The 22,175-nt window shown below is 49.4% G+C and carries 19 protein-coding genes; 12 read left to right on the top strand and 7 right to left on the bottom strand.

Translation table 11 applies throughout. The annotated features are described in order from the left end of the window. Nucleotides 1-129: 129 nt before the first annotated feature. Nucleotides 130-876 (bottom strand): transcriptional regulator, encoded by a 747-nt coding sequence (locus ACO0LI_RS22990; RefSeq protein WP_423035503.1) that lies wholly within the window; start codon nucleotides 874-876, stop codon nucleotides 130-132. Nucleotides 877-1,005: 129 nt separating this feature from the next. On the opposite strand from ACO0LI_RS22990, the gene ACO0LI_RS22985 reads away from it, so the two are divergent. From ACO0LI_RS22985 to ACO0LI_RS22960, 6 genes are all read left to right on the top strand, one after another. Further along, a complete protein-coding gene (locus ACO0LI_RS22985; RefSeq protein WP_423035501.1) occupies nucleotides 1,006-1,806 on the top strand; it encodes a hypothetical protein in 801 nt (266 codons plus the stop codon). A gap of 48 nt (nucleotides 1,807-1,854) precedes the next feature. Further along, entirely contained in the window at nucleotides 1,855-2,661 is an 807-nt protein-coding gene (locus tag ACO0LI_RS22980; protein WP_423035499.1) for a TatD family hydrolase, read from the top strand. Nucleotides 2,662-2,676: 15 nt separating this feature from the next. Further along, entirely contained in the window at nucleotides 2,677-5,109 is a 2,433-nt protein-coding gene (locus ACO0LI_RS22975; RefSeq protein ID WP_423035497.1) for a DNA internalization-related competence protein ComEC/Rec2, read from the top strand. A gap of 16 nt (nucleotides 5,110-5,125) precedes the next feature. Further along, nucleotides 5,126-5,941, top strand: a complete 816-nt coding sequence (locus tag ACO0LI_RS22970; protein WP_423035495.1) for an alpha/beta fold hydrolase — start codon at nucleotides 5,126-5,128, stop codon at nucleotides 5,939-5,941. 30 nt (nucleotides 5,942-5,971) lie between these two features. Continuing rightward, nucleotides 5,972-6,916 (top strand): lipid A deacylase LpxR family protein, encoded by a 945-nt coding sequence (locus ACO0LI_RS22965; protein WP_423035493.1) that lies wholly within the window; start codon nucleotides 5,972-5,974, stop codon nucleotides 6,914-6,916. Between the two features lie 111 nt (nucleotides 6,917-7,027). Next, nucleotides 7,028-8,674 (top strand): CTP synthase, encoded by a 1,647-nt coding sequence (locus tag ACO0LI_RS22960; RefSeq protein ID WP_423035491.1) that lies wholly within the window; start codon nucleotides 7,028-7,030, stop codon nucleotides 8,672-8,674. Here the strand turns inward: ACO0LI_RS22960 and ACO0LI_RS22955 are convergent. Next, entirely contained in the window at nucleotides 8,602-9,093 is a 492-nt protein-coding gene (locus ACO0LI_RS22955; RefSeq protein WP_423035489.1) for a hypothetical protein, read from the bottom strand. The two genes, ACO0LI_RS22960 and ACO0LI_RS22955, sit on opposite strands and share 73 nt — an antisense overlap. Nucleotides 9,094-9,143: 50 nt before the next feature. Here ACO0LI_RS22955 and eno point away from each other — a divergent pair, with 50 nt between their 5' ends. The 4 genes from eno (at nucleotide 9,144) to ACO0LI_RS22935 (ending at nucleotide 14,665) form a co-directional block, all read left to right on the top strand. Next, a complete protein-coding gene (gene eno / locus ACO0LI_RS22950; RefSeq protein ID WP_186954594.1) occupies nucleotides 9,144-10,427 on the top strand; it encodes a phosphopyruvate hydratase in 1,284 nt (427 codons plus the stop codon). A gap of 105 nt (nucleotides 10,428-10,532) precedes the next feature. After that, nucleotides 10,533-10,850, top strand: coding sequence for a cell division protein FtsB (gene ftsB / locus ACO0LI_RS22945; RefSeq protein WP_422953158.1), 318 nt, complete (start codon nucleotides 10,533-10,535; stop codon nucleotides 10,848-10,850). Nucleotides 10,851-11,106: 256 nt separating this feature from the next. Beyond that, nucleotides 11,107-13,494: a hypothetical protein gene (locus ACO0LI_RS22940; protein ID WP_423035487.1), complete on the top strand. Its 2,388-nt coding sequence runs from the start codon at nucleotides 11,107-11,109 to the stop codon at nucleotides 13,492-13,494. Nucleotides 13,495-13,552: 58 nt separating this feature from the next. Next, nucleotides 13,553-14,665, top strand: coding sequence for a hypothetical protein (locus ACO0LI_RS22935; protein ID WP_423035485.1), 1,113 nt, complete (start codon nucleotides 13,553-13,555; stop codon nucleotides 14,663-14,665). Nucleotides 14,666-14,787: 122 nt separating this feature from the next. On the opposite strand, the gene ACO0LI_RS22930 is transcribed toward ACO0LI_RS22935, so the two are convergent. The 5 genes from ACO0LI_RS22930 to ACO0LI_RS22910 form a co-directional block, all read right to left on the bottom strand. Continuing rightward, nucleotides 14,788-15,510: a hypothetical protein gene (locus tag ACO0LI_RS22930; RefSeq protein ID WP_422953161.1), complete on the bottom strand. Its 723-nt coding sequence runs from the start codon at nucleotides 15,508-15,510 to the stop codon at nucleotides 14,788-14,790. Between the two features lie 204 nt (nucleotides 15,511-15,714). Continuing rightward, entirely contained in the window at nucleotides 15,715-16,425 is a 711-nt protein-coding gene (locus tag ACO0LI_RS22925; protein WP_423035481.1) for an ABC transporter ATP-binding protein, read from the bottom strand. After that, on the bottom strand, nucleotides 16,422-17,189 hold the full coding sequence (locus ACO0LI_RS22920; protein WP_423035479.1) for an ABC transporter ATP-binding protein: 768 nt from the start codon (nucleotides 17,187-17,189) through the stop codon (nucleotides 16,422-16,424). The genes ACO0LI_RS22925 and ACO0LI_RS22920 overlap by 4 nt, the downstream gene beginning before the upstream one ends. Beyond that, nucleotides 17,186-18,157, bottom strand: a complete 972-nt coding sequence (locus tag ACO0LI_RS22915) for a branched-chain amino acid ABC transporter permease (protein WP_423035477.1) — start codon at nucleotides 18,155-18,157, stop codon at nucleotides 17,186-17,188. Before ACO0LI_RS22915 ends, ACO0LI_RS22920 begins: the two co-directional genes overlap by 4 nt. 21 nt (nucleotides 18,158-18,178) lie before the next feature. Next, nucleotides 18,179-19,099, bottom strand: coding sequence for a branched-chain amino acid ABC transporter permease (locus ACO0LI_RS22910; RefSeq protein ID WP_423014319.1), 921 nt, complete (start codon nucleotides 19,097-19,099; stop codon nucleotides 18,179-18,181). Between the two features lie 209 nt (nucleotides 19,100-19,308). Here ACO0LI_RS22910 and ACO0LI_RS22905 point away from each other — a divergent pair, with 209 nt between their 5' ends. After that, nucleotides 19,309-20,943 carry an AMP-binding protein gene (locus ACO0LI_RS22905; RefSeq protein ID WP_423035475.1) on the top strand — a complete coding sequence of 545 codons (1,635 nt, stop codon included), beginning with the start codon at nucleotides 19,309-19,311 and terminating at the stop codon, nucleotides 20,941-20,943. A gap of 25 nt (nucleotides 20,944-20,968) precedes the next feature. Next, entirely contained in the window at nucleotides 20,969-22,171 is a 1,203-nt protein-coding gene (locus tag ACO0LI_RS22900) for an ABC transporter substrate-binding protein (RefSeq protein WP_423035473.1), read from the top strand. The last annotated feature ends 4 nt before the right edge of the window (nucleotides 22,172-22,175 follow it).

Raw genomic sequence — 22,175 nt, 5'->3', positions numbered from 1 at the left:
ATAGCGTTCAAAGCCACCTTCGGCAAATGTTGTCTGTCTCATGGTATTTATGATTCAATGGAAAATAAGCTTATATTACCGTTTCTGAATCATTGCTCGGGGACTTAATCAGAGATTCCCTAAGTCACACTAAGGTTTTCTGCGCAGGGCAGTGAAGCTGGCTGGTTCCCATTCACGCGTGGCCAGCAATACAGCCGTGCCGCGCCTTTTCTTGAGCGGACTGCTTAAACTCTCGGTATGCAGCTCAGCCAATTTTTGCCTGAGCTGGCGTATCTCAGCCTGGAATTTTTCAGCGGCGGCATCTGTCAGCATGCCATGTATGAAATGCTGTGACTCATATTCATGACTAAACGGCGCATCCAGAAAATCTGCCATACCAGTGTCGTGGAAATATTGGCGTATGGGGCCATGTGGCAGCCAGTCAAAGTCCCTCGCGATATTCAAGCGTATGCGATTGTTTGGCATCAGGCTGATCAGGCATAATTTATCCAGTCGCAAGAGTTTGCTAAGGCATTCTGTTTCACTGAGTTGATAGACATGCAGGATTTCTTCAAATTTCCAGTGGTTCAGGGCGCAAACTGCCACCAGCAGCAATTTTGTGTCAGAAACTAATTCCTTTTCCTGCGCAGGGCTCAGACTATGGATCCGGGTGTTGCTGGTATTTGCCTCTTGCGTGATCTCCATCAGGCTAAAGCCCAGAAACTGGCTGATTTGTGCCAGCCTTTCTATACTCATATTGGCACCATTATCGGCACTCAAGAGGCGCTTGATACTGGCCTCGGACAAATCCAGGGCCACAGCCACGTCCCTATATGTTTTGCCTTGCAGCTTCAATTGCTGCTTGATGCTGTTCAATAATTGCCGGATTTCTGTCATGGTTCTGCATGCGCAAGGTTGCGGGATTTAATACTTCGATTATTGTATGGTGCTACTTTACCAGTATTAGTTACATTATTTGCTGCCTGTCTCCACAATTACCTATCTCTTAAAACATAGGTGAAGAAAATGAAAGCTGGATTGCGTACGCTGCCTTTGCTGATTTCGGCGCTGGCAGCCTTAGTGCTGTTACTGCATGGGCCAATAGCCCAGCTAGCGCATTATCATGACTTTGCCGACCAGTCAGACTGGGCGGGTATACCTCATGCGATTGATGTGCTGACCAATCTTGGCTTTGCGATAGTGGCGATGGTTGGTGGCTGGTTTTTGCTGGAGAAATATCGCAAGGGCGATGTTGGTGTTTCATTTCCCGCTTATTGCGTCTTTGCTCTCAGTATCGCTGCCACTACCGTGGGTTCCAGTTATTACCATTTGGCACCTGACGACGCACGCCTGTTCTGGGATAGATTGCCCATCGCCTTTGCCTGTTGCAGTCTGTTGGCGGCAGTCAGGGCAGATAGCCTGCCAGGCATGGATGCGCGCAAAGCCTTCATGGAGCTGGTGCTGTTATTGATGGCGGCTTTGATGTCTGTGATTTGGTGGCAGCAGACAGGTGACTTGCGTCCCTATTTACTGATACAGGGCTTGACTCTGGTATTGATCCCCTTATGGCAATGGATATGGAAAGCAGAACGTGCAGACCGCCTGGCATTTGGTGCAGCGATGTTTTTATACGTGATTGCAAAAATCACTGAAATGCTGGATGGGCAGATTTTGCAGCAACTCCAGTTCATGAGTGGCCACAGTCTCAAGCACTTGCTGGCAGCCCTGGCGGCGGGCCTGATAGTCTGGCGCTGGCGTGCTCGCAAGAAAATGCAAGCAAGAGTCCCCGTTCAAAGTATTGTAGTCCGCAGGCAAACTGCTTCATAATCAGGCTATTAATCAATTAGCCTGGGTTTGAAGCTATGTGTGGATATTATGTGGATAGATAGCCACTGTCATCTGGATGCAAGTGAGTTTGGCGGCACATCGCTGGCTGTGGTCGAAGCTGCTGCGCAAGCAGGCGTTTCGGCCATTGTTGTGCCTGCCGTCCACAAAAGCAATTTTGATACTGTCATCAAGTTGGGTGAGCAGCGCCCCGATTGTTTTTATGCCCTGGGTATACATCCCATGTATGTGCCAACTTCAAAAGAAGAAGACTTGCTGCTCTTGCGCGAAAAAGTAAGTACCTTGATGGCTGGAACAGATGCACACAAAAAACTGGTAGCTATAGGCGAAATTGGCCTCGACTATTTTGTGCCGGCGCTGACACAGAGCCCTTTGAAGGAAAAGCAGGAATACTTCTATACAGAACAACTGAAGCTGGCCAGGGATTTTGACTTGCCTGTGCTACTCCATGTAAGGCGTTCACAAGACATCATACTTAAGCATTTGCGACGCATCAAAGTCCGGGGCGGTATTGCTCATGCCTTCAACGGCAGCGCACAGCAGGCGCAGACCTTCATTGATATGGGTTTCAAGCTGGGCTTTGGCGGTGCCATGACTTTCACGCGCGCCTTGCAGATACGCAGGCTGGCAACGGACTTGCCCTTGTCCAGCATCGTGCTCGAAACTGATGCACCAGATATCCCGCCAAGCTGGCTACCAGAGGGCCCAAATGCACCGGCCCAGTTACCAAAGATAGGGGCTGTGCTGGCAGAATTGCGTCATCTGAGTCTGGATGAAGTGGCGCAGGCAACTACCGCCAATGCCATGCACATCATGCCACGCATGCAAAGGGGTTAGTCTGTGCGAGCGGTGATGTTGGGCTTTGTATTGGGCGTCGCCATTTTGCAGCAACAGGCAGCGCTATTGAGCTACAACTTGTTGGCGCTGTTGGTGGCTTCATCACTAGTTATCATTCTTTTTCTGGTTAAATACAAACCAGTACCCTGGTTACATCTGCCCGCGCGCTTTGCGGTTGCTACTCTATTTGGCTTCGTCTGGGCCAGCGCTTATGCACATTTCTATATGCGCGAAGAGTTGCCCAAAAAATGGGAAAACCAGGATGTAGTATTAACTGGCATCATAGACAGCCTGCCTTTTCAGTTTGAACAAGGGCAAAGATTCAATTTTGCGGTAGAGCAGGTGCGTGCTGATGGTGTTGGCGATCTGACGGGCATTGCACATTGGCCGTCCAAAGTCGCATTGTCCTGGTATGGTGCCGACCGCGGCAGTGATATGCGACAGGTGACGACAGTCCAGCCAGGTGAACGTTGGCAATTCAAAGTGCGGCTGAAGCGCCCGCATGGCAACGCCAATCCACTCGCTGGCTTTGATTATGAGGCATGGCTGCTGGAGCAGGGCATACGTGCTACTGGCACGGTGAGGCTCGATAAATTTGAACCGGAAGCCGTTATCTATAACCGCACGCTGGTTGACTTTGTCTGGAGCATCAACAATGTCGTTGAATACAGCCGCGCCAAGTTACGCGACCGTATCCACGCTGCCGTACCTGGCCAGCAATATGCAGGGGTGCTGGTTGCCCTGGTGGTTGGTGATCAGCGTGAAATCCCTCAGTCTGACTGGACTGTATTTAACCGGGTGGGCATAGGTCATCTGATCAGTATCTCCGGCTTGCACATTACCATGGTCGCAGGCTTGTTCGCTGGCCTGGTGTTTTATTTCTGGCGACGCTCTTTCTTTCTCAATCTCTCTTTGCCCTTGCGTTTGCCTGCGCAAAAGGTAGCGGCACTGGCAGGTGCGTTGATGGCACTGGTCTATGTTGCCCTGGCTGGCTTTGGGTTGCCTGCGCAAAGAACCTTGATCATGCTCAGCGTCGTGGCGGTAGCGATATGGACGGGGCGCATCAGCAGTTTTTCTGCAGTGTTAAGCCTGGCGCTGGGACTTGTCGTATTGGCAGACCCTTGGGCGGTGTTGTCTGCGGGGTTTTGGTTATCTTTTGCGGCTGTCGGCGTCATCGTTTTTGCGACTGGCGGGCAAGGGCGCGTCAAACCGCAAGAAAGTCGTGCTGCTGGCTTTATGGCTGCTTTGCGTTCGGCATCACTGATGCAATATGCAGTAACTCTGGGCATGATACCGCTGACCATGTTCCTGTTTGGCCAGATATCCCTCATCAGCCCGCTGGCAAATGCAATCGCTATTCCCCTGGTCAGCTTTGTTGTCACGCCATTGGCCTTGGTCGGCAGTATCCTGCCTGCGCCTTTGTCAGGATGGCTGCTGCAAATTGCTCATGTCTTCGTCGATTTTCTGGCGCGCTTCCTGACTTACTTCAGTGCCTTGCCGTATGCCGTGTGGACAGCACTTGTCCCTTCATTCTGGCTGTTTGCGCTGGCCATGGCCGGTGTATTGTGGCTGCTGGCTCCCAGAGCCTGGCCCTTGCGCTGGCTGGGGCTGGTCTGTTGCTTGCCATTGTTATTGCAGACTTCGCAAAAACCAGCAGAGGGAGAGTTGGCCGTGACGGCACTGGATGTAGGGCAGGGTATGGCTTTATTGCTGGAAACTGCACATCACAGACTACTGTATGACAGCGGCCCCAGTCTGGGGCTTGATTCTGACAGTGGCAGCCGCGTGATTTTGCCTTATCTGCATGCTAGGGGCATCAATGAACTTGATGTCATGATGATTTCCCATAACGACAATGACCATTCTGGCGGAGCCTTAAGCATACTCAAGCATTTGCCTGTAGGCCTGTTAAGTACGTCCCTGAGTCTGGATAGTCCCATCGTTCAAACTGCAAAACAGCACAGGCGTTGTGTGGGCGGGCAATCTTGGGATTGGGATGGTGTGCATTTTGAAGTCTTGCAACCTGGCACAGCCAGTTATGAAAGCACGAAATGGAAACCGAATGCCCGCAGTTGCGTATTAAAAGTCTCTACCAAGCTACATTCCATCTTGCTGGCGGGTGATATAGAGGCGATACAGGAAGATGAGCTGGTGAACAGCATCCCGCAAAAACTGAAGGCGAATGTGTTGTTGGCGCCGCATCATGGGAGTGGGACATCGTCTACAGAACCATTTCTGAAGGTGGTGCAGCCAGAGTTGGCAATTTTCCAGGTCGGCTACCTGAACCGCTACCACCATCCCAAGCCAGAAGTTTTCCAGCGCTATGCTGATTTTGGAATAAAACGTCTAAGAACAGATGAATCGGGTGCAATCAGCATACAATTTGGCGCATCATTGAAAACTTCACAATTCAGACAGGAAAACGCGCGTTACTGGTTTGACCGCTAATGCAATGCCTATAGTTATGAACGAGACTACCGTAAAACCCATCATCCATTTTGTCCATGGCAATAGCTTTCCGTCCGGGACATATCGCGTGTTTCTCGATCATTTGCGATCCTATTATGATGTGCATGCCACCGACATGGTCGGCCACAATCCTGCATATCCTGTGACAGATGGCTGGCGCAACCTGGTGCAAGAGTTGATTGACACTTTGCAGGCAAGTTATCAGCAACCCGTGATATTGCTGGGCCATTCGCTGGGCGGCATCTTGTCCCTGATGGCTGCCAGGGCCAGGCCAGACCTGGTGCGTGGGGTGGTGGTGCTGGATTCTCCTGTGGTATCTGGCTGGCGGGCGATGTTATTACGCCTGTTTAAATTTCTTGGCCTGGATAAAAAATTTTCACCTGCGCGCTTTTCAGAGAGGCGACGTCATCTCTGGAAAAATGAAGAAGAGGCTTATCAGCATTTTGCATCGAAGGAGATGTTTGCCATCTGGCCGCCAGAAGTCTTGCGTGATTATATGAAGGCCGGGCTTAAACCTCACCCGGAAGGCGTGACCCTGCGTTTTACGCGCGAAGTGGAAACAGCTATCTACCGCACCTTGCCGGATGGTTTGGGTAGATTGAACAAACGGCCCCCCAATGTGCCAGTTGGTTTTGTTGGAGGTACTGAATCCATAGAGTGCCGCCAGGCTGGCCCTCATGCGACAAAGAAATTAATGGGTGATAATTACGTACTTATTCCAGGTGGACATTTGATCCCCATGGAAGTGCCTGAGCAAACTGCCGCAGCCGTGTTGGCAATGCTGGAACGTATGAACTTAAACGCAGTATAAGTACCCTATAAACTCTATCTCGACAAATACATGAATCAAATCAAGCCTGCATTGAAATTTGTTTTGCCATTGGCGACATTGCTCTTCACGACCAGCGTCTTTGCACAAGAGACTTTGCCATCCTGGAATGAATTCATACAGGTGCGGCAGACTGGCAAGACAACCTGGCAAGTGGATATTGATAATGACAGCCTGCTGTTCAAGAAAGATGATGGCTTTTACACTAGCGGTAACAGAATCGGGCAGAGTTTTACTAAAGCCGATGCCACACAGGCCCTGACTTATGGCTGGCGACTGGGGCAGGAGTTGTATACAGCGTCTGACATCAAACTGACTCCAGGTCAGATTGCCAAAATTGATCACCCTTATGCTGGCTGGTTGTTTGCGGGTGTGTATCGTGAAAAGAATGAAGCCAATGGCAGCAGCCAGCGCCTGGGGCTGGACCTGGGATGTCTGGGGCCTTGCGCCGGTGGCGAATGGACGCAGACGCATTTGCACAGATTGCTGAAGCAGCCTTTGCCACAAGGCTGGAGTACGCAGTTGCGTAATGAATGGGGCGCAGTATTATCGGGTGAATATTCACCTGGCCGCATCGTGACCATGTCCAATATAGATATCACCCCGCGTCTGAAGGGCCGTTTCGGTAATATATTTACTGATGCCAGCGCCGAGTTGATGCTGCGTGCGGGCAGCCTGAATGCCTTGCCTGAACAGCCGGCCAGTTATGGTTTCTTGCGTACCGAGCTTAAGGCTGTTGCCTACAATGCAAGCATACAAGGCGGGTACTTTAGTAATCAGACTACTGCAGTCAAGCCAAAAAGCCTGGTTGGCGAGTTTGAAATAGGCTATTTATGGCGTGGCGAAAATTTCGGTGCATCCGCATCTTTCATCCGCCGTAGCAATGAAATCAAGGAATTAAGCAATGGTCAGGGCGCACAGAATTTTGCAAGATTGCAATTTATTTATGCAATGTAAATCTGCTGATTCCTGAAATTTCAAGCTAATTGCGAGCGGGAATTCTCGCACATCACGGCTTAGTGATGTATAATTCGAATTTCCCGCTTGTGCCGTTCGGCACCTTCTGCAATGACTAAGTTTGTATTCGTTACGGGGGGCGTAGTCTCCTCTTTAGGCAAGGGTATTGCCGCTGCCTCTCTCGCTGCGATCCTTGAATCGCGCGGTCTCAAAGTCACTATGCTCAAACTTGATCCCTATATCAATGTGGATCCAGGTACCATGAGCCCATTCCAGCATGGCGAAGTTTTCGTGACCGATGACGGCGCTGAAACTGATCTGGATCTGGGGCACTATGAGCGCTTCATCACGGCCAAAATGAAAAAGGTGAATAATTTCACCACTGGCCAGATCTATGAATCCGTTATCCGCAAAGAACGCCGTGGCGAATACCTGGGCAAGACTGTGCAAGTGATCCCGCATATCACCAATGAAATCCAGGAATTCATCCACCGTGGCGCAGCAGGTGCTGACGTTGCCCTGGTTGAAATCGGTGGCACGGTCGGTGATATCGAATCCCTGCCTTTCCTCGAAGCTGCCCGTCAACTGAGTTTGCGCGCTGGCCGTAATGCTGCTGCCTTCGTGCATCTGACGCTGGTGCCGTATGTTGCCGCTGCCGGTGAGTTGAAGACCAAGCCTACCCAGCACAGTGTGCAGAAGCTGCGTGAAATTGGTATTTTCCCTGACGCCTTGCTGTGCCGTGCTGACCGTCCTATCCCTGATGATGAACGCGCCAAGATTTCCCTGTTCGCCAATGTGGCTGAAGAAGCAGTGATCTCTGTATGGGATGCCGATACCATCTATAAGATTCCACAGATGTTGCACGACCAGGGCTTGGATAAAATCGTTTGCGATAAACTGGGCCTGTCACCAAAACCAGCTGACCTGGCGATGTGGGACAAATTGATCTATGCGCTCGAAAATCCCAAAGAAGAAGTCACTATCGGTATGGTCGGTAAGTATGTCGATCTGACAGAGTCATATAAATCTTTGACAGAAGCCTTGCGTCATGCCGGTATCCACACTGAGAGCCGTGTGAATATTGAATATGTCGATTCTGAAGAAATCGAAGCGCACGGTACCAAGTCCCTGGAAAAATACGATGCCATCCTGGTGCCAGGTGGCTTTGGCAAACGCGGCGTAGAAGGCAAGATTCTGGCTGCCCGCTATGCACGTGAAAACAAAATACCTTACCTGGGCATTTGCCTGGGTATGCAAGTTGCCCTGATTGAATATGCACGTAACAAGGCAGGTCTGGCCATGGCAAACTCGACAGAGTTTGATGCTGAGACAGAACAGCCTGTGGTTGCTCTGATCAATGAATGGCAAAACCATGACGGTAAAGTTGAGACACGGGATGAAAATTCTGACCTTGGCGGCACTATGCGTCTGGGTGCACAAACTTGTGCGGTCATTTCTGGTACGCTGGCTTCAGAAATTTATGGCAATGTCGTGACTGAACGTCATCGTCATCGCTATGAAGCCAATAACCATTATCTGGGTCGTGTTGAGGCAGCAGGTTTGATCGTTTCTGCCCGTACGCCGACAGAAGATTTGTGCGAGATCATGGAATTGTCACGTGATGTGCATCCATGGTATCTGGGTGTGCAATATCATCCTGAATTCAAATCGACGCCGCGTGATGGTCATCCTTTGTTTATTTCTTTCGCCAGGGCGGCGATAGCGCATAAAAAGGTGCAAGAAGCTAACAAGGCATGAGATTGTATGGATTTGATGCATGCTTGAACCAGCCTGGATTTTTGATTGCTGGTTTGCTTGTCATTAATAAATCCTGCTAAATCCCGATTGAAAAGGCGAGCCACTATGCGGTTCGCCTTTTTTGCAAAGCGCCGCCGAGTTGCCTGAAAGAATGTTGTTGCTGTGCTTAAGCTGAGCGTCGACAAGCACGGTGAATGAAGGTTAGGATTCCGGGAATCCGCTTTTGCTTGATTTGTCCTGTAGTGAAACAGGTTTTTTTGCTTACCAGTGCAAAAAAGCGGCAAGAATAAAGTTTTGTTCAGTTCGTCGAACCAGAGTAATGGAGTATTATCTGCACCATTATTTTGAAGTAGCAAATTCATTACTGCTTTATTTATCTGTGACCAAGCCATATCAGAGGCCAGCAGATGCAGACGCAAGTCAGATTCGTTTTATTTTGTTCGATATTTTGATTGTTTAGGAGAATTGAATGAGTGCCATCGTTGACATTATCGGTCGTGAAATTCTGGATTCGCGCGGTAACCCAACTGTTGAATGTGATGTCTTGCTGGAATCTGGTGTCATGGGCCGTGCTGCTGTGCCTTCAGGCGCATCCACAGGTTCCCGCGAAGCCATAGAGCTGCGTGATGGCGACAAGTCGCGCTATTTGGGCAAGGGCGTCTTGAAAGCCTGCGAACACATCAATACCGAAATCGCTGAAGCCATCATGGGCCTGGATGCGAATGAGCAGGCATTCCTGGATCGTACCCTGATCGATCTGGACGGCACTGAAAACAAGAGCCGCCTGGGTGCAAATGCCATGTTGGCCGTGTCCATGGCTGTCGCCAAAGCTGCCGCTGAAGAAGCTGGCCTGCCACTGTACCGTTATTTTGGTGGCTCAGGCGCGATGCAATTGCCAGTACCGATGATGAACGTCATCAACGGCGGTGCGCATGCTGACAATAATCTGGATATTCAAGAGTTCATGATCATCCCGGTCGGTGCTCCATCTTTCCGCGAAGCAGTTCGCTACGGTGCAGAAGTATTCCACGCCCTGAAAAAGATCCTGCATGACAAAGGTCTGACGACAGCGGTTGGTGATGAAGGTGGTTTTGCACCTTCCGTAGATAATCACGAATCTGCCATCAAACTGATTATCCAGGCGATAGAAGCTGCTGGCTACGAGCCAGGCACGCAAATCGCACTGGGTCTGGATTGTGCTGCCAGCGAATTCTACAAAGATGGCAAATATCACCTTGAAGGTGAAGGCCTGACTTTGTCATCCGCTGACTTCACCAATCTGCTGGCGACCTGGGTAGACAAATATCCTATCATCTCCATCGAAGATGGCATGGCTGAGGGCGATTGGGACGGTTGGGCTATCCTGACTGAAAAGCTGGGCAAGAAAGTCCAGATCGTTGGCGACGACCTGTTCGTCACCAATACCAAGATATTGAAAGAGGGCATACAAAAAGGTATCGCCAACTCCATCCTGATCAAAATCAACCAGATCGGTACTTTGACAGAAACTTTTGCTGCCATCGAAATGGCAAAACGTGCAGGTTATACAGCCGTTATTTCCCATCGTTCCGGTGAAACAGAAGACAGCACTATCGCTGATATCGCGGTTGGTACCAATGCCTTGCAAATCAAAACTGGCTCTTTGTCCCGTTCTGACCGTATGGCAAAATACAACCAATTGCTGCGTATTGAAGAAGATTTAGGCGAAATTGCCAGCTACCCTGGTCGCGACGCCTTCTATAATCTGAAGTAATCTGGTATCGTGCAAATAAAAAGGGGAACGGAGTTCCCCTTTTTCTTGTAGGTCTGCTTTTGGAAACAGATTAGTTTTGTTTTTATTATTTTGCTTTAATTATCCGTGCGTTTGATAGCTCTTTCCTTTGCTGCCCTGTTGATGTTGATCCAATACCCGCTGTGGTTGGGTAAGGGGGGCTGGTTGCGTGTCTGGGAGTTGGACAGGCAGGTAGCGCAGGTCAAAGGAAATAACGAAAAATTAAAAGAACGCAATGGCAAGCTCGAATCCGAAGTACAGGATTTAAAAAACGGCACAGACGCGGTGGAAGAGCGCGCCCGCTTTGAACTCGGCATGATCAAGAAGAACGAAATTTTCGTACAGATACTTGATGCCAATTCACCTGCTTCAACGACTGCACAGCCTGACCAGGTCAAGCGCTGATTGTATTGATAGTCACCGGATGCGGCTGCGCTACTGCATTTGCATCTCACTTACATCCCATTTATACCCCATATACATATAGCCACATATTTGTTCTTCCTATGTGTAGCCAAACAGCTTTCTGGTGTTAGAATCACTAGTCTTTTTTGCATTTACATTTCGTAACAAAATTGTAGATATTGCATTTTCTGAGATGCCAGCTGCATTTTGTACTTTTTATGCATGTGCGCTTTTGCGCTCAAACTTCAATTACTTCATGAAAAATAACAAGTATCAGTTTTTTATTCCCGTCTTATTGTCAGCATTGCTCAGCGCTTGTGGTGGTGGAGGCGGGGGCGGTAGTACAGCCAGCAATAACGCGAATGGCACCACAGTAGCTGTCAGTAACAGTGGTCGTCAATTTATCGGCATAGTCGCAAAGGGGCGCATCGTCGGCGCGCGCGTATCAGCCTTTAGTATTGATCAGACCGGTAATAAATCTGCCAGTTCTTTTGCGACAGCTACTACTGGCGCTGACGGGAGCTATGCGATATCGGTACCTGGCAGTGTTGCCAGCTTCCTCATCGAAGTAAGTGCAGCGCCTGGCGCAATAATGTATGACGAGGCTACCCAGGCAGACTTGCCTTTTCCTGAAGACTTGAAGTTGCGCAGCGTTGTCAAACAAGGTAGCAGTCCTGAACCAGTATATTGGGGTAGCGTTACGCCGCTGACAGAATTGATCGTTCAGGTTGCCGAAAAAGCGGGCGGCCTGACACCAACAAACATAGACCGGGCCAGGGCAGGTGTACAAGCCTTGCTGGGTTTTGATCCACAAAGGGTGTTGACAATCCATACGACGGCAGAGTCATCGCAAGATACTTATGTTGATGAAAAAATCCAGGGCCTGAGCCTGACTGCCATTTCGCAACTGGCACTGGACAAGGCACTTTCCTGCGATACTGCAAGCCAGGGCAGTCGCGTGGCTTGCGTGGTTAGACAAATCGCTTCTGCGGGCAAGCTGGATGGCAATGATTTTGTGTTGCGAGAAGATGTACGTGCCGCCTTGCGTGCCAGCCTTGAAAAAGTCGCACAAGATGAAAACCTCAACAAATCAGGCAAAAACTCGATAGCTGGTACAAGTGCGTTTACTGCGAATAGTTTGCCAACACCCGCTCCTGAACAGGACAAGATCGCTGCAACCAAACAATTATTTAGCAGCTTGCGTAATAACATCTATGCGGTATCGAATTCGCAGCAAAATGGTGGCCTGGATTTGCGCCTCAATGCTGTCAAGTCCGACTTTGAAAAAGCGACGCAACCCTTGGACAAAGATTTGCTGATCTGGTCCAAAACCATCACCGAAGGTATAGATCAATTCAATAAATACAGAAATGGTCAGACCAATGCAACTGCGGTCAATGGCCTGTTCTATGGGCAAACTGCATTGTGGAGTGTTTATCAGAATATCGGCAATCTGGGCGATTGCACTGTCATGCGTGATGCCTTGAATGTGGCAACTACACCTGCGCAGGCGGCAGGCATAGAATGCCGTTTCTCGCGCTTTATATTGCCGGGTACCTATAAATATGCTTATCAATATCAGGTTGAATGGGTGGAATTGGTAGATCGTATCTGGCTGGAACCAGTGGCAAATGACGTCACCCGTTTTAACTACAAATCTGAACTGGTACAGCAAAAAGCAGTGTTCGTCTGGAATGAAGGTAAGAATGATTTCCTCAGAAGACCAGTTAATCCTGCAGACGTAGTTGCCACGTATGGCAATTCAAATGATGCATACACTGGTCAGATGAGTATTGCCATGGAAGGCAACAAGCTATATGCCTTCACGGTTGAAGGCAAGATGCCGCCACGCACGAATAGCGCTGGTCAATTGATTTCAGATTTTGAACGCTGGAGTCTTCGCACGGACCGCAATCAAACCGTCGATGGCAATTTCCGCTATGACTTTAGTGGTGAGCTTAAATCTTATGTCAAAGATCAGGTAAGTTCACGTCTGTCACTGGATAAAAGTTCTTACGCAATTGTTGCATTGAATTACAAAGGTAATCTGCAAAAAAATGGCATCAAAGAATTCAATCTGGCGATTACGGCTGAAGCTGGTAATAGCAAAGTGCATGGCGAGATAAAAATCGGAAATGCATCTGCCGACAAGAATGGCCTCAGCTATCAACCAAATCGTATTGATTTTATAGGTAGCATCAGCAATGCCACAGGCCTTGCAAATGCACTGGAGATTTTCAACGGTCAATTGACGGTAGAGCGCTTTGCCTACGGCAGCTTCGATAGCAGCAAGCCCGAGTCAGCAAATAATTTTGTGCGCAAGGCAGTAGCATTGTCAGGCGTTATACAGGTGCCAGAACGCCCGCCATTAAAATTGAATGTGACTGGCAGTAATGACGCTTTCGGTAGTAACAGTATTTTTGCGCAATATCTGGATGGCAGTAGTGTCATCAATGCGCAAATGAGTGAGAGCATTGGCAAGCCCCGCGTTGTGCGCGTCAGTAGCTCGTCCGGTGTTTCTTTTGATGTGTATGGCAAGAATGAAGTTGCCGACATCCTCAAAGATGGCAGCAAGGTAGGCTGGCTGGATATCAAAGTAGGCCGTATCAGCTATGTTGATGGTAGCTTTGAAACCATCCGATAGTTTGTATATTGTTTGACGGCCCGCTGCATGTCAGCGGGCTATTTTTTTTGAGTAAGCCATGTTTTCTTCCCGTCTGATATTTTCCTTATTCTGCGCATCAATTACCCAGCAGGCATATGCTCTGGATGTGCTTTCCCCACAAAAGAACGATGAGGGCTGGCAGGTATTTTCCAGTATCGATTTGTGGGAAGCCTCAGACTTCATGCCCACCCGCAAAATCGAGGGGGATTGGAACGCAGATTTCTCACCTAAAGATGGCCAGAATGTGAGCTTGCGTCGTTTTCGGGCAGAGCTGGGCGTGGCTTACAAAGAGTGGCGATTGAATCTGGAAGCGCGCCAGGAAGGCATGCTCAAAGCCAGTTCATCCACCCTGGCATTTGTTAAAGCATACAAGCAAGCTGGTTTGCCACAGCAAGCGGTCAATTATCAGCTGGATGCTCAACTGGAAAGCTGGTCAGGCTTTGGCCTGAGGGCAGGGCGCTGGTTTGATTTTGGTGGTGAATATCAGCCGCGCGTCTTTGCCAGCGCCGTGTATTATATGAACCCGCAATACCGCTCCACACAGGCAACTGGTGCGGCCAGTTATGTCGATAATCAGCACTACAGTTTTTCTGCTAGCGAGCTGGATGTGAATAGCCGTTACCAATACCTGTTCCAGCAATTTGAGCCAGAAGCCAGGGGCTATAGCTCCAGCCTTGCCATGGATTGGCAAATCAATCCTGCATGGCGTGTGCAATATCAACTGGAAGACGCATTTAACCGCTTTGCCTGGAAAAATTTGCCAGAGCTACAGCAAAGCCTGAGCTCTGCCGTCGTGCAATATGACAGCAAAGGCTATCTGAACTATCAGCCTCTGCTACAAGGCGTCAACCGTCAGAGGACGCGCTCGATCTCAGTGCCACAAACGCATACAGCGCGACTCGCTTACCAAAACCAGCAATGGGAATTTGCCGCGCAAGTCCGGCATTTTTATGGCGTAAATCTACCAGTGTTGAGTGTCGCCAATCATTCTGCCTATGGTCGTTTTGATGCCAGCTTTGATACGCGTTATAAATCAGTTGGCATAGGCTGGAGCAATCAATTTGTCGGCGTGCATTTGCAGACAGATAATCTGAATTTGAGTAGTGCCAAAGTGTTGGGTCTGGGTGTGCAGGCACGTTATCAATTCTAAACCCTACATATTTATGTCGGATATTGGTAACTGCTTAAGATTTTGTAATTCTCAACTCAATTTATTTGATAGTAAAACAGAGTAAGTTGGTTCTTGGCGATCAAGTGACAAAACACTGTATTCTATATATTTGGTAGTAAGCGAGGATCAAAGGTGGTTTTATTAATTTCTTTGTGATTTACACGTTCAAACAATCTGAGCAGCGCGGCCCCTCTAAGAAAAATAGCTGCTTCTGGAGTGCCTTTACCTTCGGCGCTGATGTGTTCGTCAAACTCAGCGGTAGCTCCAGCAATGGCTATCAAGAATAAATTCAAATCATCATTAATAATAGCCAAAAGCGCTTGCGGTAAAAATTGCCCAAACGATAAACTCGAATTCTTAATGAGACGCAGTGTCAGTTTTCTTGCACTATCTTTTTCGTCTTGAAGAAGTGCTGCGATTGCGCTGATAAATTCAACTCGTGAATCAGATTGCTGCACTGTAAATGATAGTATGTCTCGCGCTAGGTTAGGTGTGCGTGATTCATTTAATATCAAGCTAACACATAATATTTCCTCGCTGGTTTCGTAAACATATTTGGCATTAACTTGTGAAAAATACCTGTCATCGAAGAATAATTGAAATCGTAGCAAAGTCTCATGATACGCAGCTAGAAAACCTTTGAAATCCCCAGAAGCGTAAGCTAAAGCACCTAAATTTAGGCTATTTCTTAAATGAAGTGCCAGCAGGCGTCCATCTTGCAGCAAACCCGAATTGATAGCAGCCAATACTTTTGGTGATATCTTGCTGAGGATTTTCTCCCATCGTTCAAGATCTTCTTTTTTTATATGTGGGATTGTCTGCATGATTTAAACTTGGCGATTACGAATCATAAATTATGCACCACAACTAGTATTCGATATATTCACATACCGACCCTGATGCTGTTTTGAGAGTAATCTATTATCGTGATTAAAGGTTTACTATTATCGCGCAGATTTGCTGCTGAATGATTTGGATTGAGTCATGCGAAAGTGCTGGGATTGAGTGCGTAACGACGATAGTAATTTTTAAACCCCCACATATTTCTGCCAGGTCTCAGGCGACTGCGTCAGGCTCTCGCTATTGCCATGCCAGACTATCTTGCCCCGTTCCATGATGCTGTGCTGATCTGCCAGGGGGATGAGTTTTTCTACATATTTATCGATGACCAGCGTGGTTTGCCCCTGGTCGCGCAGTTTCCGCAGGCAAGCCCAGATTTCTTCACGCACCAGTGGTGACAATCCTTCCGTCGCTTCATCCAGTATCAGCAGATGTGGGTTGGTCATCAAGGCGCGTGAGATGGCCAGCATCTGCTGTTCACCACCAGATAATTGATTGCCCATATTGCCAGCGCGCTCGGCCAGACGCGGAAATAGCTGATAAATTTCTTTGAGGCTCCATGGCGTTTTGCTTTGATTGCGATTGGCGGCAAAGGCGACCAGGTTTTCTTTGACGGTCAGATTGGGAAAGATCTGTCGACCTTCCGGCACCAGGGCTATGCCCATTCTGGCGATTTTATCCGTCGTCATTTTTTCTATACGCTGGCCCATGAAACTGATGTTGCCGCTATGTGCCGGTGTCAGGCCCAATATGGAACGCAAAGTCGTTGTTTTGCCAGCGCCATTGCGTCCCAGCAGGCTGGCAACTTCACCCTGGCGTATCTGCAGGTCTATGCCAAACAAGACCTGGCTATGGCCATAAGAGGTGGCGATATGCCCGACTTCCAGTATGGTCTTCATGCGACTTCCTTGAGTGCGATGTCCGCTTCATCGCCTAGATAGGCTTTCTTGACTTCCGGGTTCTGGCGTATCTGTTCTGCCGTGCCAGTGGCGATGATGGCACCTGCCACCAGAACAGAAATGCGGTCAGCCAGTTTGAAGACGGCATCCATATCATGTTCAATCAAGATCACGGCAGCCTTGCCGCGCAGGGCGGCGATCAGTTCCAGCATCTTGCCTGATTCTTCATGTCCTGTACCTGCCATGGGTTCATCCAGCAAAAGCAGTTTTGGTTTAGTCGCCAGGGTCAACCCCAGTTCCAGTTGGCGTTGCTCGCCATGTGCGAGTTCGCAGGCTTTGCTATTGCAGTGCTCTGCCAAGCCTATGTCGCTGGCGAGTTGCCGGGCTTGCTCAAAAAGTGCCTGATCATCTATGGCCTTGCGCCAGAAGCGCATGCTGCTGTCTGAACGTGCCTGTATTGCCAGGCTCAGGTTATCGATAGCGGTATATGACTGGAAAATATTCGTGATCTGGTAAGAGCGTGCCAATCCAAGCTTGACGCGTTCATGCATGCTGATGGCAGTAATATCCACGCCATTGAAAAAGATCTGTCCCTGGTTTGGTGCAATGGCGCCGGATATCTGATGTATCAGGGTAGTCTTGCCCGCGCCATTCGGGCCTATGATGGCGTGGATCTCGCCAGGTAATACATCCAGGCTCAGATTGTTGGTTGCGACCAGGCCACCATAGCGTTTGACCAGGCCTTTAAGCTGTAACACGCTCATGCCTGATCTCCCTGCTGTCTTTTGATGGACATGAATTTTTGCGGCAGGCTGGCCAGGCCATTTGGTAAGAGCATGACGACCAGCAGCAGGATAATGCCCAGATACAATTGCCAGTGTATGGTGTAGCCAGACAGGATTTCTTCCAGCATGAGCATGACTACCGCACCCAGTATGCCGCCAGACAGATAGCCTACACCGCCAAGTATCACCATCACCATCAGGCTGCCGGATTGTGTCCAGTGCAAAAGATTGGGGCTAACCAGCATGTTCTGGTTTGCCAGCAGGGCACCAGCCAGGCTGGCGATACTGCCAGCAATCGCAAAACACAGCAGCTTGTAGCGAAACACTGGGTAACCTATGGCTTCCATGCGGGTTTCATTTTCCTTGATGGCTTGTATCACCCGTCCAAAATGGGAGTTGATAAGCCTATAAAGAACGAAGAGGAATATGGTGCAAATAACCAGCACCAGATAATAAAAATTGCTGTCATTGCTCATATCCAGGCCAGTGACAGAACGTTGCGCCAGGCTCAGGCCATCGTCACCGCCATAATTTTTCAGCGACACAAACAGAAAGTACAGCATCTGCGCAAATGCCAGCGTGATCATGATGAAATACACGCCGCGCGTCCTGAGTGAGACACTGCCTATTGCCAGTGCCAGCACAAAGCCAGTCAGCATCGCCGCCGGCCAGCTGATCCAGGCAGATGTGACGCCATGCTGCATCAGTATGCCTACCACATAAGCACCACTGCCAAAGAAGGCAGCATGCCCCAGGCTGATCATGCCGCCAAAACCGAGTATCAGGTTCAGGCTGCTGGCTACCAGTGCGAAAATCATCAAGCGGCTTAACAGGCCTATATAAAATTCCTGGGCGAAGTAGGTCGCCAGCAGGGGGAAGGCAAGCAGCAGGAGCAGGATGCCTGTGCTGGACTTGCGCGATATGCTGTGATGTAGGCTGCTCTGCATGATGACTCTTTTTTTTGTTATTTAACCGCGCGCAGGGAACAGACCCTGGGGTTTGTAAAACAACACGGCTGCCATCAATACATAAATCAGTATTGACGCCAGGGCAGGGCCGAGGTTGGCGGCCATCTCCAACGGCATCAACAATTTCAATGCGCCGGGCAGCAAGGTTTTACTTAAAGTGTCAACCAACCCCACCAGCAATGCGCCTACCAGTGCACCGCGTATCGAGCCTATGCCACCTATAACAATGACTACAAAGGCCAATATCAAGATGCTTTCACCCATGCCCACCTGCACTGCAAGTATTGAGCCCAGTAGCGCACCAGCGATGGCGCACAGGGCTGCGCCAAAGGCAAACAGTAGCGTGAACACCAGCTTGATGTTGATACCCATGGTGATGGCCATTTCACGGTTCGACGCTCCAGCCCTCACCAACATGCCTATGCGGGTTTTTGTGACTACAAAATACAGCAGGCCAGCGACAGCCAGCCCGGTCGCAATGATGAACAGGCGAAAAGACGAATAAAAGAAGTCAGGCAGCAATTCCACCGGTTGTGCCAACTGTGGCGGAATATTCAGCATCAGCGGCTGTGCACCCCAGATCATGCGCGCACCTTCGTTGAAGATCAGTATCAATGCAAAAGTCGCCAGCACGTGGGATAAATGATCGCGCTGGTATAAATGCCGGAAGACGACCACTTCCAGTATCACACCCAGCAGCGCAGTCGCTATCACCGCTGCCAGCAAGCCCAGCCAGAAAGAACCCGTCATGCTGGTAAAGCTGGCGGCAAAATAAGCACCTGCCATGTAGAGGGAACCGTGGGCCAGGTTGATGAAGTCCATGATGCCAAAGATCAGCGTCAGGCCTGCAGCCAGCAGGAAAAGCATGAGGCCAAACTGCAAGCCATTTAAGCCGTGTTCAAGCAAAAGCGTGATATTCATCCCCTGATCCCTAAATGCTGATGGTGGTACAGATGTGAAATTACTTTAGGCCTAAAATATACTATAAGCGACGCAATTGAAAATATTTTCTTTGAGAAAATTGAATTTTGATGTGAAAAAACACTTTACCTAAAAATAGTTTAGGTTTAAAGTAGTTTGGTGTTTTCGGGGTTGCTGTATCTACATTGTGTACCAAAGCCGGAGAAGAAATGAATTCAACTGTGCTACCAGGGTCTGCCCATCTGGATACCTTTGCTTTTGATCACTTGCCGCCGCGCGAGCAATGGCCTGAACTGATTTTTTCTTTGCCTGAGTTGCAATATCCTGAACGCCTGAATTGTGTCGCCGACTTGCTCGACAAGATGTGTGCAACTGGCCATGCTGACAGCATGGCCATCCGCAGTCAGACCGAAAGCTGGACTTATTCTCATCTGTTGGCTACTGTCAATCGCATCTCCCACGTCTTGCTGGAGGACATGCATTTGCAGCCCGGTAACAGGGTGTTGTTGCGCGGTGCCAATAATCCCATGATGGCTGCCAGTGTGCTGGCTGTCATCAAGGCGGGTTGCATAGCCGTGCCTACCATGCCCTTGCTGCGCGCCAAAGAATTGGGCGTGATCGCGAATAAGGCTGAAATTGCCGCTGCACTCTGCTCAGAAAATCTGCGTGAAGAGATGGAGCTTGCAGTGCACGCTAATTCCATATTGACGCAGGTGATGTACTTCAATCATCAGGGCGATGATGGCCTGGAAGCGCTCATGGCTGGCAAATCAGCTGAATTTGCCGCTGTCGATACCCTGGCCGAAGATGTCTGCCTCATCAGTTTTACTTCCGGTACGACCGGTATGCCCAAGGGCACCATGCATTTCCACAGGGATGTGCTGGCGATCTGTGATTGTTTCCCACGTTCTACCTTGCAGTCTGCACAAAGCGATATTTTCATAGGCACACCTCCATTGGCATTTACATTTGGCTTGGGCGGCTTGCTGCTGTTCCCTTTGCGCGTAGGTGCAACTGCGGTGCTGCTGGAAAAACTGACGCCGGAATCCTTGCTGAAAGCCATAGACGAATTCAAGGCCACAGTCTGTTTTACTGCGCCCACCTTTTATCGCCAGATGGCCACGCTGGCAAAGAATTTTGACTTATCCAGCCTCAAGAAGACCGTTTCTGCCGGTGAAGCCTTGCCTGCTGCAACCCGTGAAGCCTGGCGTCAGGCGACTGGCCTGGTCATGATAGATGGCATAGGCGCGACTGAGATGCTGCATATCTTTATTTCTGCTGCAGGCGACGAAGCGCGGGCAGGGGCAACCGGCAAGCCCATACCCGGCTACCAGGCTTGTATATTTGATGAGCATGGTGAAATGGCAGGCCCCGGTGTGGTTGGCCGCCTGGCAGTCAAAGGACCGACAGGTTGTCGTTACCTGGCTGACGACAGGCAAAAGAAATACGTCCATCAAGGCTGGAATCTGACAGGTGATGCTTATGAAATGGATGCCGATGGATACTTCTGGTACTGCGCCCGCACTGACGATATGATCATTTCTGCTGGCTACAATATTGCCGGGCCAGAAGTGGAAGAAGCCTTGCTGAAACATCCTGCTGTAGCTGAATGCGCAGTCATAGGCCAGGCTGACGAGGAGCGCGGTCAGATCGTCAAGGCTTTTGTCGTATTGAAGGCAGATGCCCATGCATCAGCAAGTCTGTGCAAAGAGATCCAGGATTTCGTCAAGAACAGTATCGCCCCCTATAAATATCCGCGCGCCATAGAATTCATGACGAGTTTGCCGAGAACAGAAACCGGAAAACTACAGCGCTATAAATTGCGTACGCCTGTTGCCAGTTAACTATAACGTTTGAAAATATTCGCCCATGCCCATTAACCCGAAGGAGACGCTCGTGAAAAAGACCTTGCTGTGTTTATTGTTATCCAGTATTGCCGCAACGAATGCGAACTGTGCTTTTGCCGCAGACAAAGTCAAAGTAGGCATGGTCACCACCTTGTCTGGTGCGGGCGCCGGCCTGGGTGTTGATATACGCGATGGCTTTTCCCTGGCCATGAAGCATCTGGACAATAAATTCGGCAATTTGCCAGTCGAAGTCATCACTGGCGATGACCAGCAAAATCCTGACGCGACCAAGCAACTGGTGGACAAGCTCATCAAGAAAGACAAGGTCGATTTGATGACCGGCATCGTGTTTTCCAATCTGATGCTGGCAGTCGGTCCAACGATTTTTGGTGCCAAGGTGCATTACATCAGCGCCAATGCTGGTCCTTCGCAATATGCGGGCGAGCAATGTAATCCCTATTTCTTTAACGTGGCCTGGCAGAACGACAGCCTGCATGAAGCTGTTGGCAAACAGGTCAATGACAAAGGCTTTAAGAATGTCGCTCTGGTGGCGCCTAATTATCCAGCAGGCAAAGACGCGCTGACAGGCTTCAAGCGCTATTACAAGAGCAAGGTTGCCGAAGAAATCTTTACCAAACTGGGGCAGCTTGATTATGCGACAGAACTTGCACAGATCCGTAACCTGAAACCCGATGCCGTGTATATCTTCCTGCCAGGCGGTATGGGCATCAATTTCATCAAGCAGTTTGTGGATGCCGGTTTATCAAAAAATACCCAACTCTTTGGCCCGGGCTTTTCTGCTGATGAAGACATCATCAAGGCAGTAGGTGCTCCCATGTTGGGCATGTTCAATGCATCGCAATGGGGACATGATATGGATAACCCGCAAAACAAGCGTTTTGTAGCCGATTTTCAGAAGGAATATGGCCGCCTGCCGTCGTTGTATGCATCGCAGGGCTATGATGCTGCGATGTTGATGGATAGTGCAGTGCGTGGTGTCAAGGGCAAGATAGAAGATAAGGATGCTTTGGGTAAAGCCATTAAGGCCGCCAATTTCAAATCTGTGCGTGGTGACTTCAAGTTCAACAGCAATCACTACCCTGTGCAAAATTATTATGCACGCATCATCAGCAAGGATGGTCAGGGCAGGGTGACGAACAAAACTTTGAGCGCCGTATTTACCAATCATCCAGATGCCTATGTAGCTTCCTGCAAAATGCAGTAATGCA

The sequence above is a fragment of the Undibacterium sp. Tian12W genome (genome assembly GCF_049339405.1).
In the GTDB taxonomy this organism is placed as follows: domain Bacteria; phylum Pseudomonadota; class Gammaproteobacteria; order Burkholderiales; family Burkholderiaceae_D; genus Undibacterium.
The sequence above is the reverse complement of the archived record's forward strand: the minus strand, read 5'-3'. Positions and strand labels throughout refer to the sequence as shown.

What these genes read in the sequence shown, in the direction of transcription:
- ACO0LI_RS22980 (WP_423035499.1), top strand. Translation starts at nt 1,855, where the DNA reads ATGTGGATAGATAGCCACTGTCATCTGGATGCAAGTGAGTTTGGCGGC.
- ACO0LI_RS22900 (WP_423035473.1), top strand. Translation starts at nt 20,969, where the DNA reads ATGCCCATTAACCCGAAGGAGACGCTCGTGAAAAAGACCTTGCTGTGT.
- ACO0LI_RS22920 (WP_423035479.1), bottom strand. Translation starts at nt 17,189, where the DNA reads ATGAGCGTGTTACAGCTTAAAGGCCTGGTCAAACGCTATGGTGGCCTG.
- ACO0LI_RS22970 (WP_423035495.1), top strand. Translation starts at nt 5,126, where the DNA reads ATGAACGAGACTACCGTAAAACCCATCATCCATTTTGTCCATGGCAAT.
- ACO0LI_RS22905 (WP_423035475.1), top strand. Translation starts at nt 19,309, where the DNA reads ATGAATTCAACTGTGCTACCAGGGTCTGCCCATCTGGATACCTTTGCT.
- ACO0LI_RS22975 (WP_423035497.1), top strand. Translation starts at nt 2,677, where the DNA reads ATGTTGGGCTTTGTATTGGGCGTCGCCATTTTGCAGCAACAGGCAGCG.
- ACO0LI_RS22985 (WP_423035501.1), top strand. Translation starts at nt 1,006, where the DNA reads ATGAAAGCTGGATTGCGTACGCTGCCTTTGCTGATTTCGGCGCTGGCA.
- ACO0LI_RS22915 (WP_423035477.1), bottom strand. Translation starts at nt 18,157, where the DNA reads ATGCAGAGCAGCCTACATCACAGCATATCGCGCAAGTCCAGCACAGGC.
- ACO0LI_RS22960 (WP_423035491.1), top strand. Translation starts at nt 7,028, where the DNA reads ATGACTAAGTTTGTATTCGTTACGGGGGGCGTAGTCTCCTCTTTAGGC.
- ACO0LI_RS22925 (WP_423035481.1), bottom strand. Translation starts at nt 16,425, where the DNA reads ATGAAGACCATACTGGAAGTCGGGCATATCGCCACCTCTTATGGCCAT.
- eno (WP_186954594.1), top strand. Translation starts at nt 9,144, where the DNA reads ATGAGTGCCATCGTTGACATTATCGGTCGTGAAATTCTGGATTCGCGC.
- ACO0LI_RS22990 (WP_423035503.1), bottom strand. Translation starts at nt 876, where the DNA reads ATGACAGAAATCCGGCAATTATTGAACAGCATCAAGCAGCAATTGAAG.
- ACO0LI_RS22910 (WP_423014319.1), bottom strand. Translation starts at nt 19,099, where the DNA reads ATGAATATCACGCTTTTGCTTGAACACGGCTTAAATGGCTTGCAGTTT.
- ACO0LI_RS22940 (WP_423035487.1), top strand. Translation starts at nt 11,107, where the DNA reads ATGAAAAATAACAAGTATCAGTTTTTTATTCCCGTCTTATTGTCAGCA.
- ACO0LI_RS22930 (WP_422953161.1), bottom strand. Translation starts at nt 15,510, where the DNA reads ATGCAGACAATCCCACATATAAAAAAAGAAGATCTTGAACGATGGGAG.
- ACO0LI_RS22965 (WP_423035493.1), top strand. Translation starts at nt 5,972, where the DNA reads ATGAATCAAATCAAGCCTGCATTGAAATTTGTTTTGCCATTGGCGACA.
- ACO0LI_RS22935 (WP_423035485.1), top strand. Translation starts at nt 13,553, where the DNA reads ATGTTTTCTTCCCGTCTGATATTTTCCTTATTCTGCGCATCAATTACC.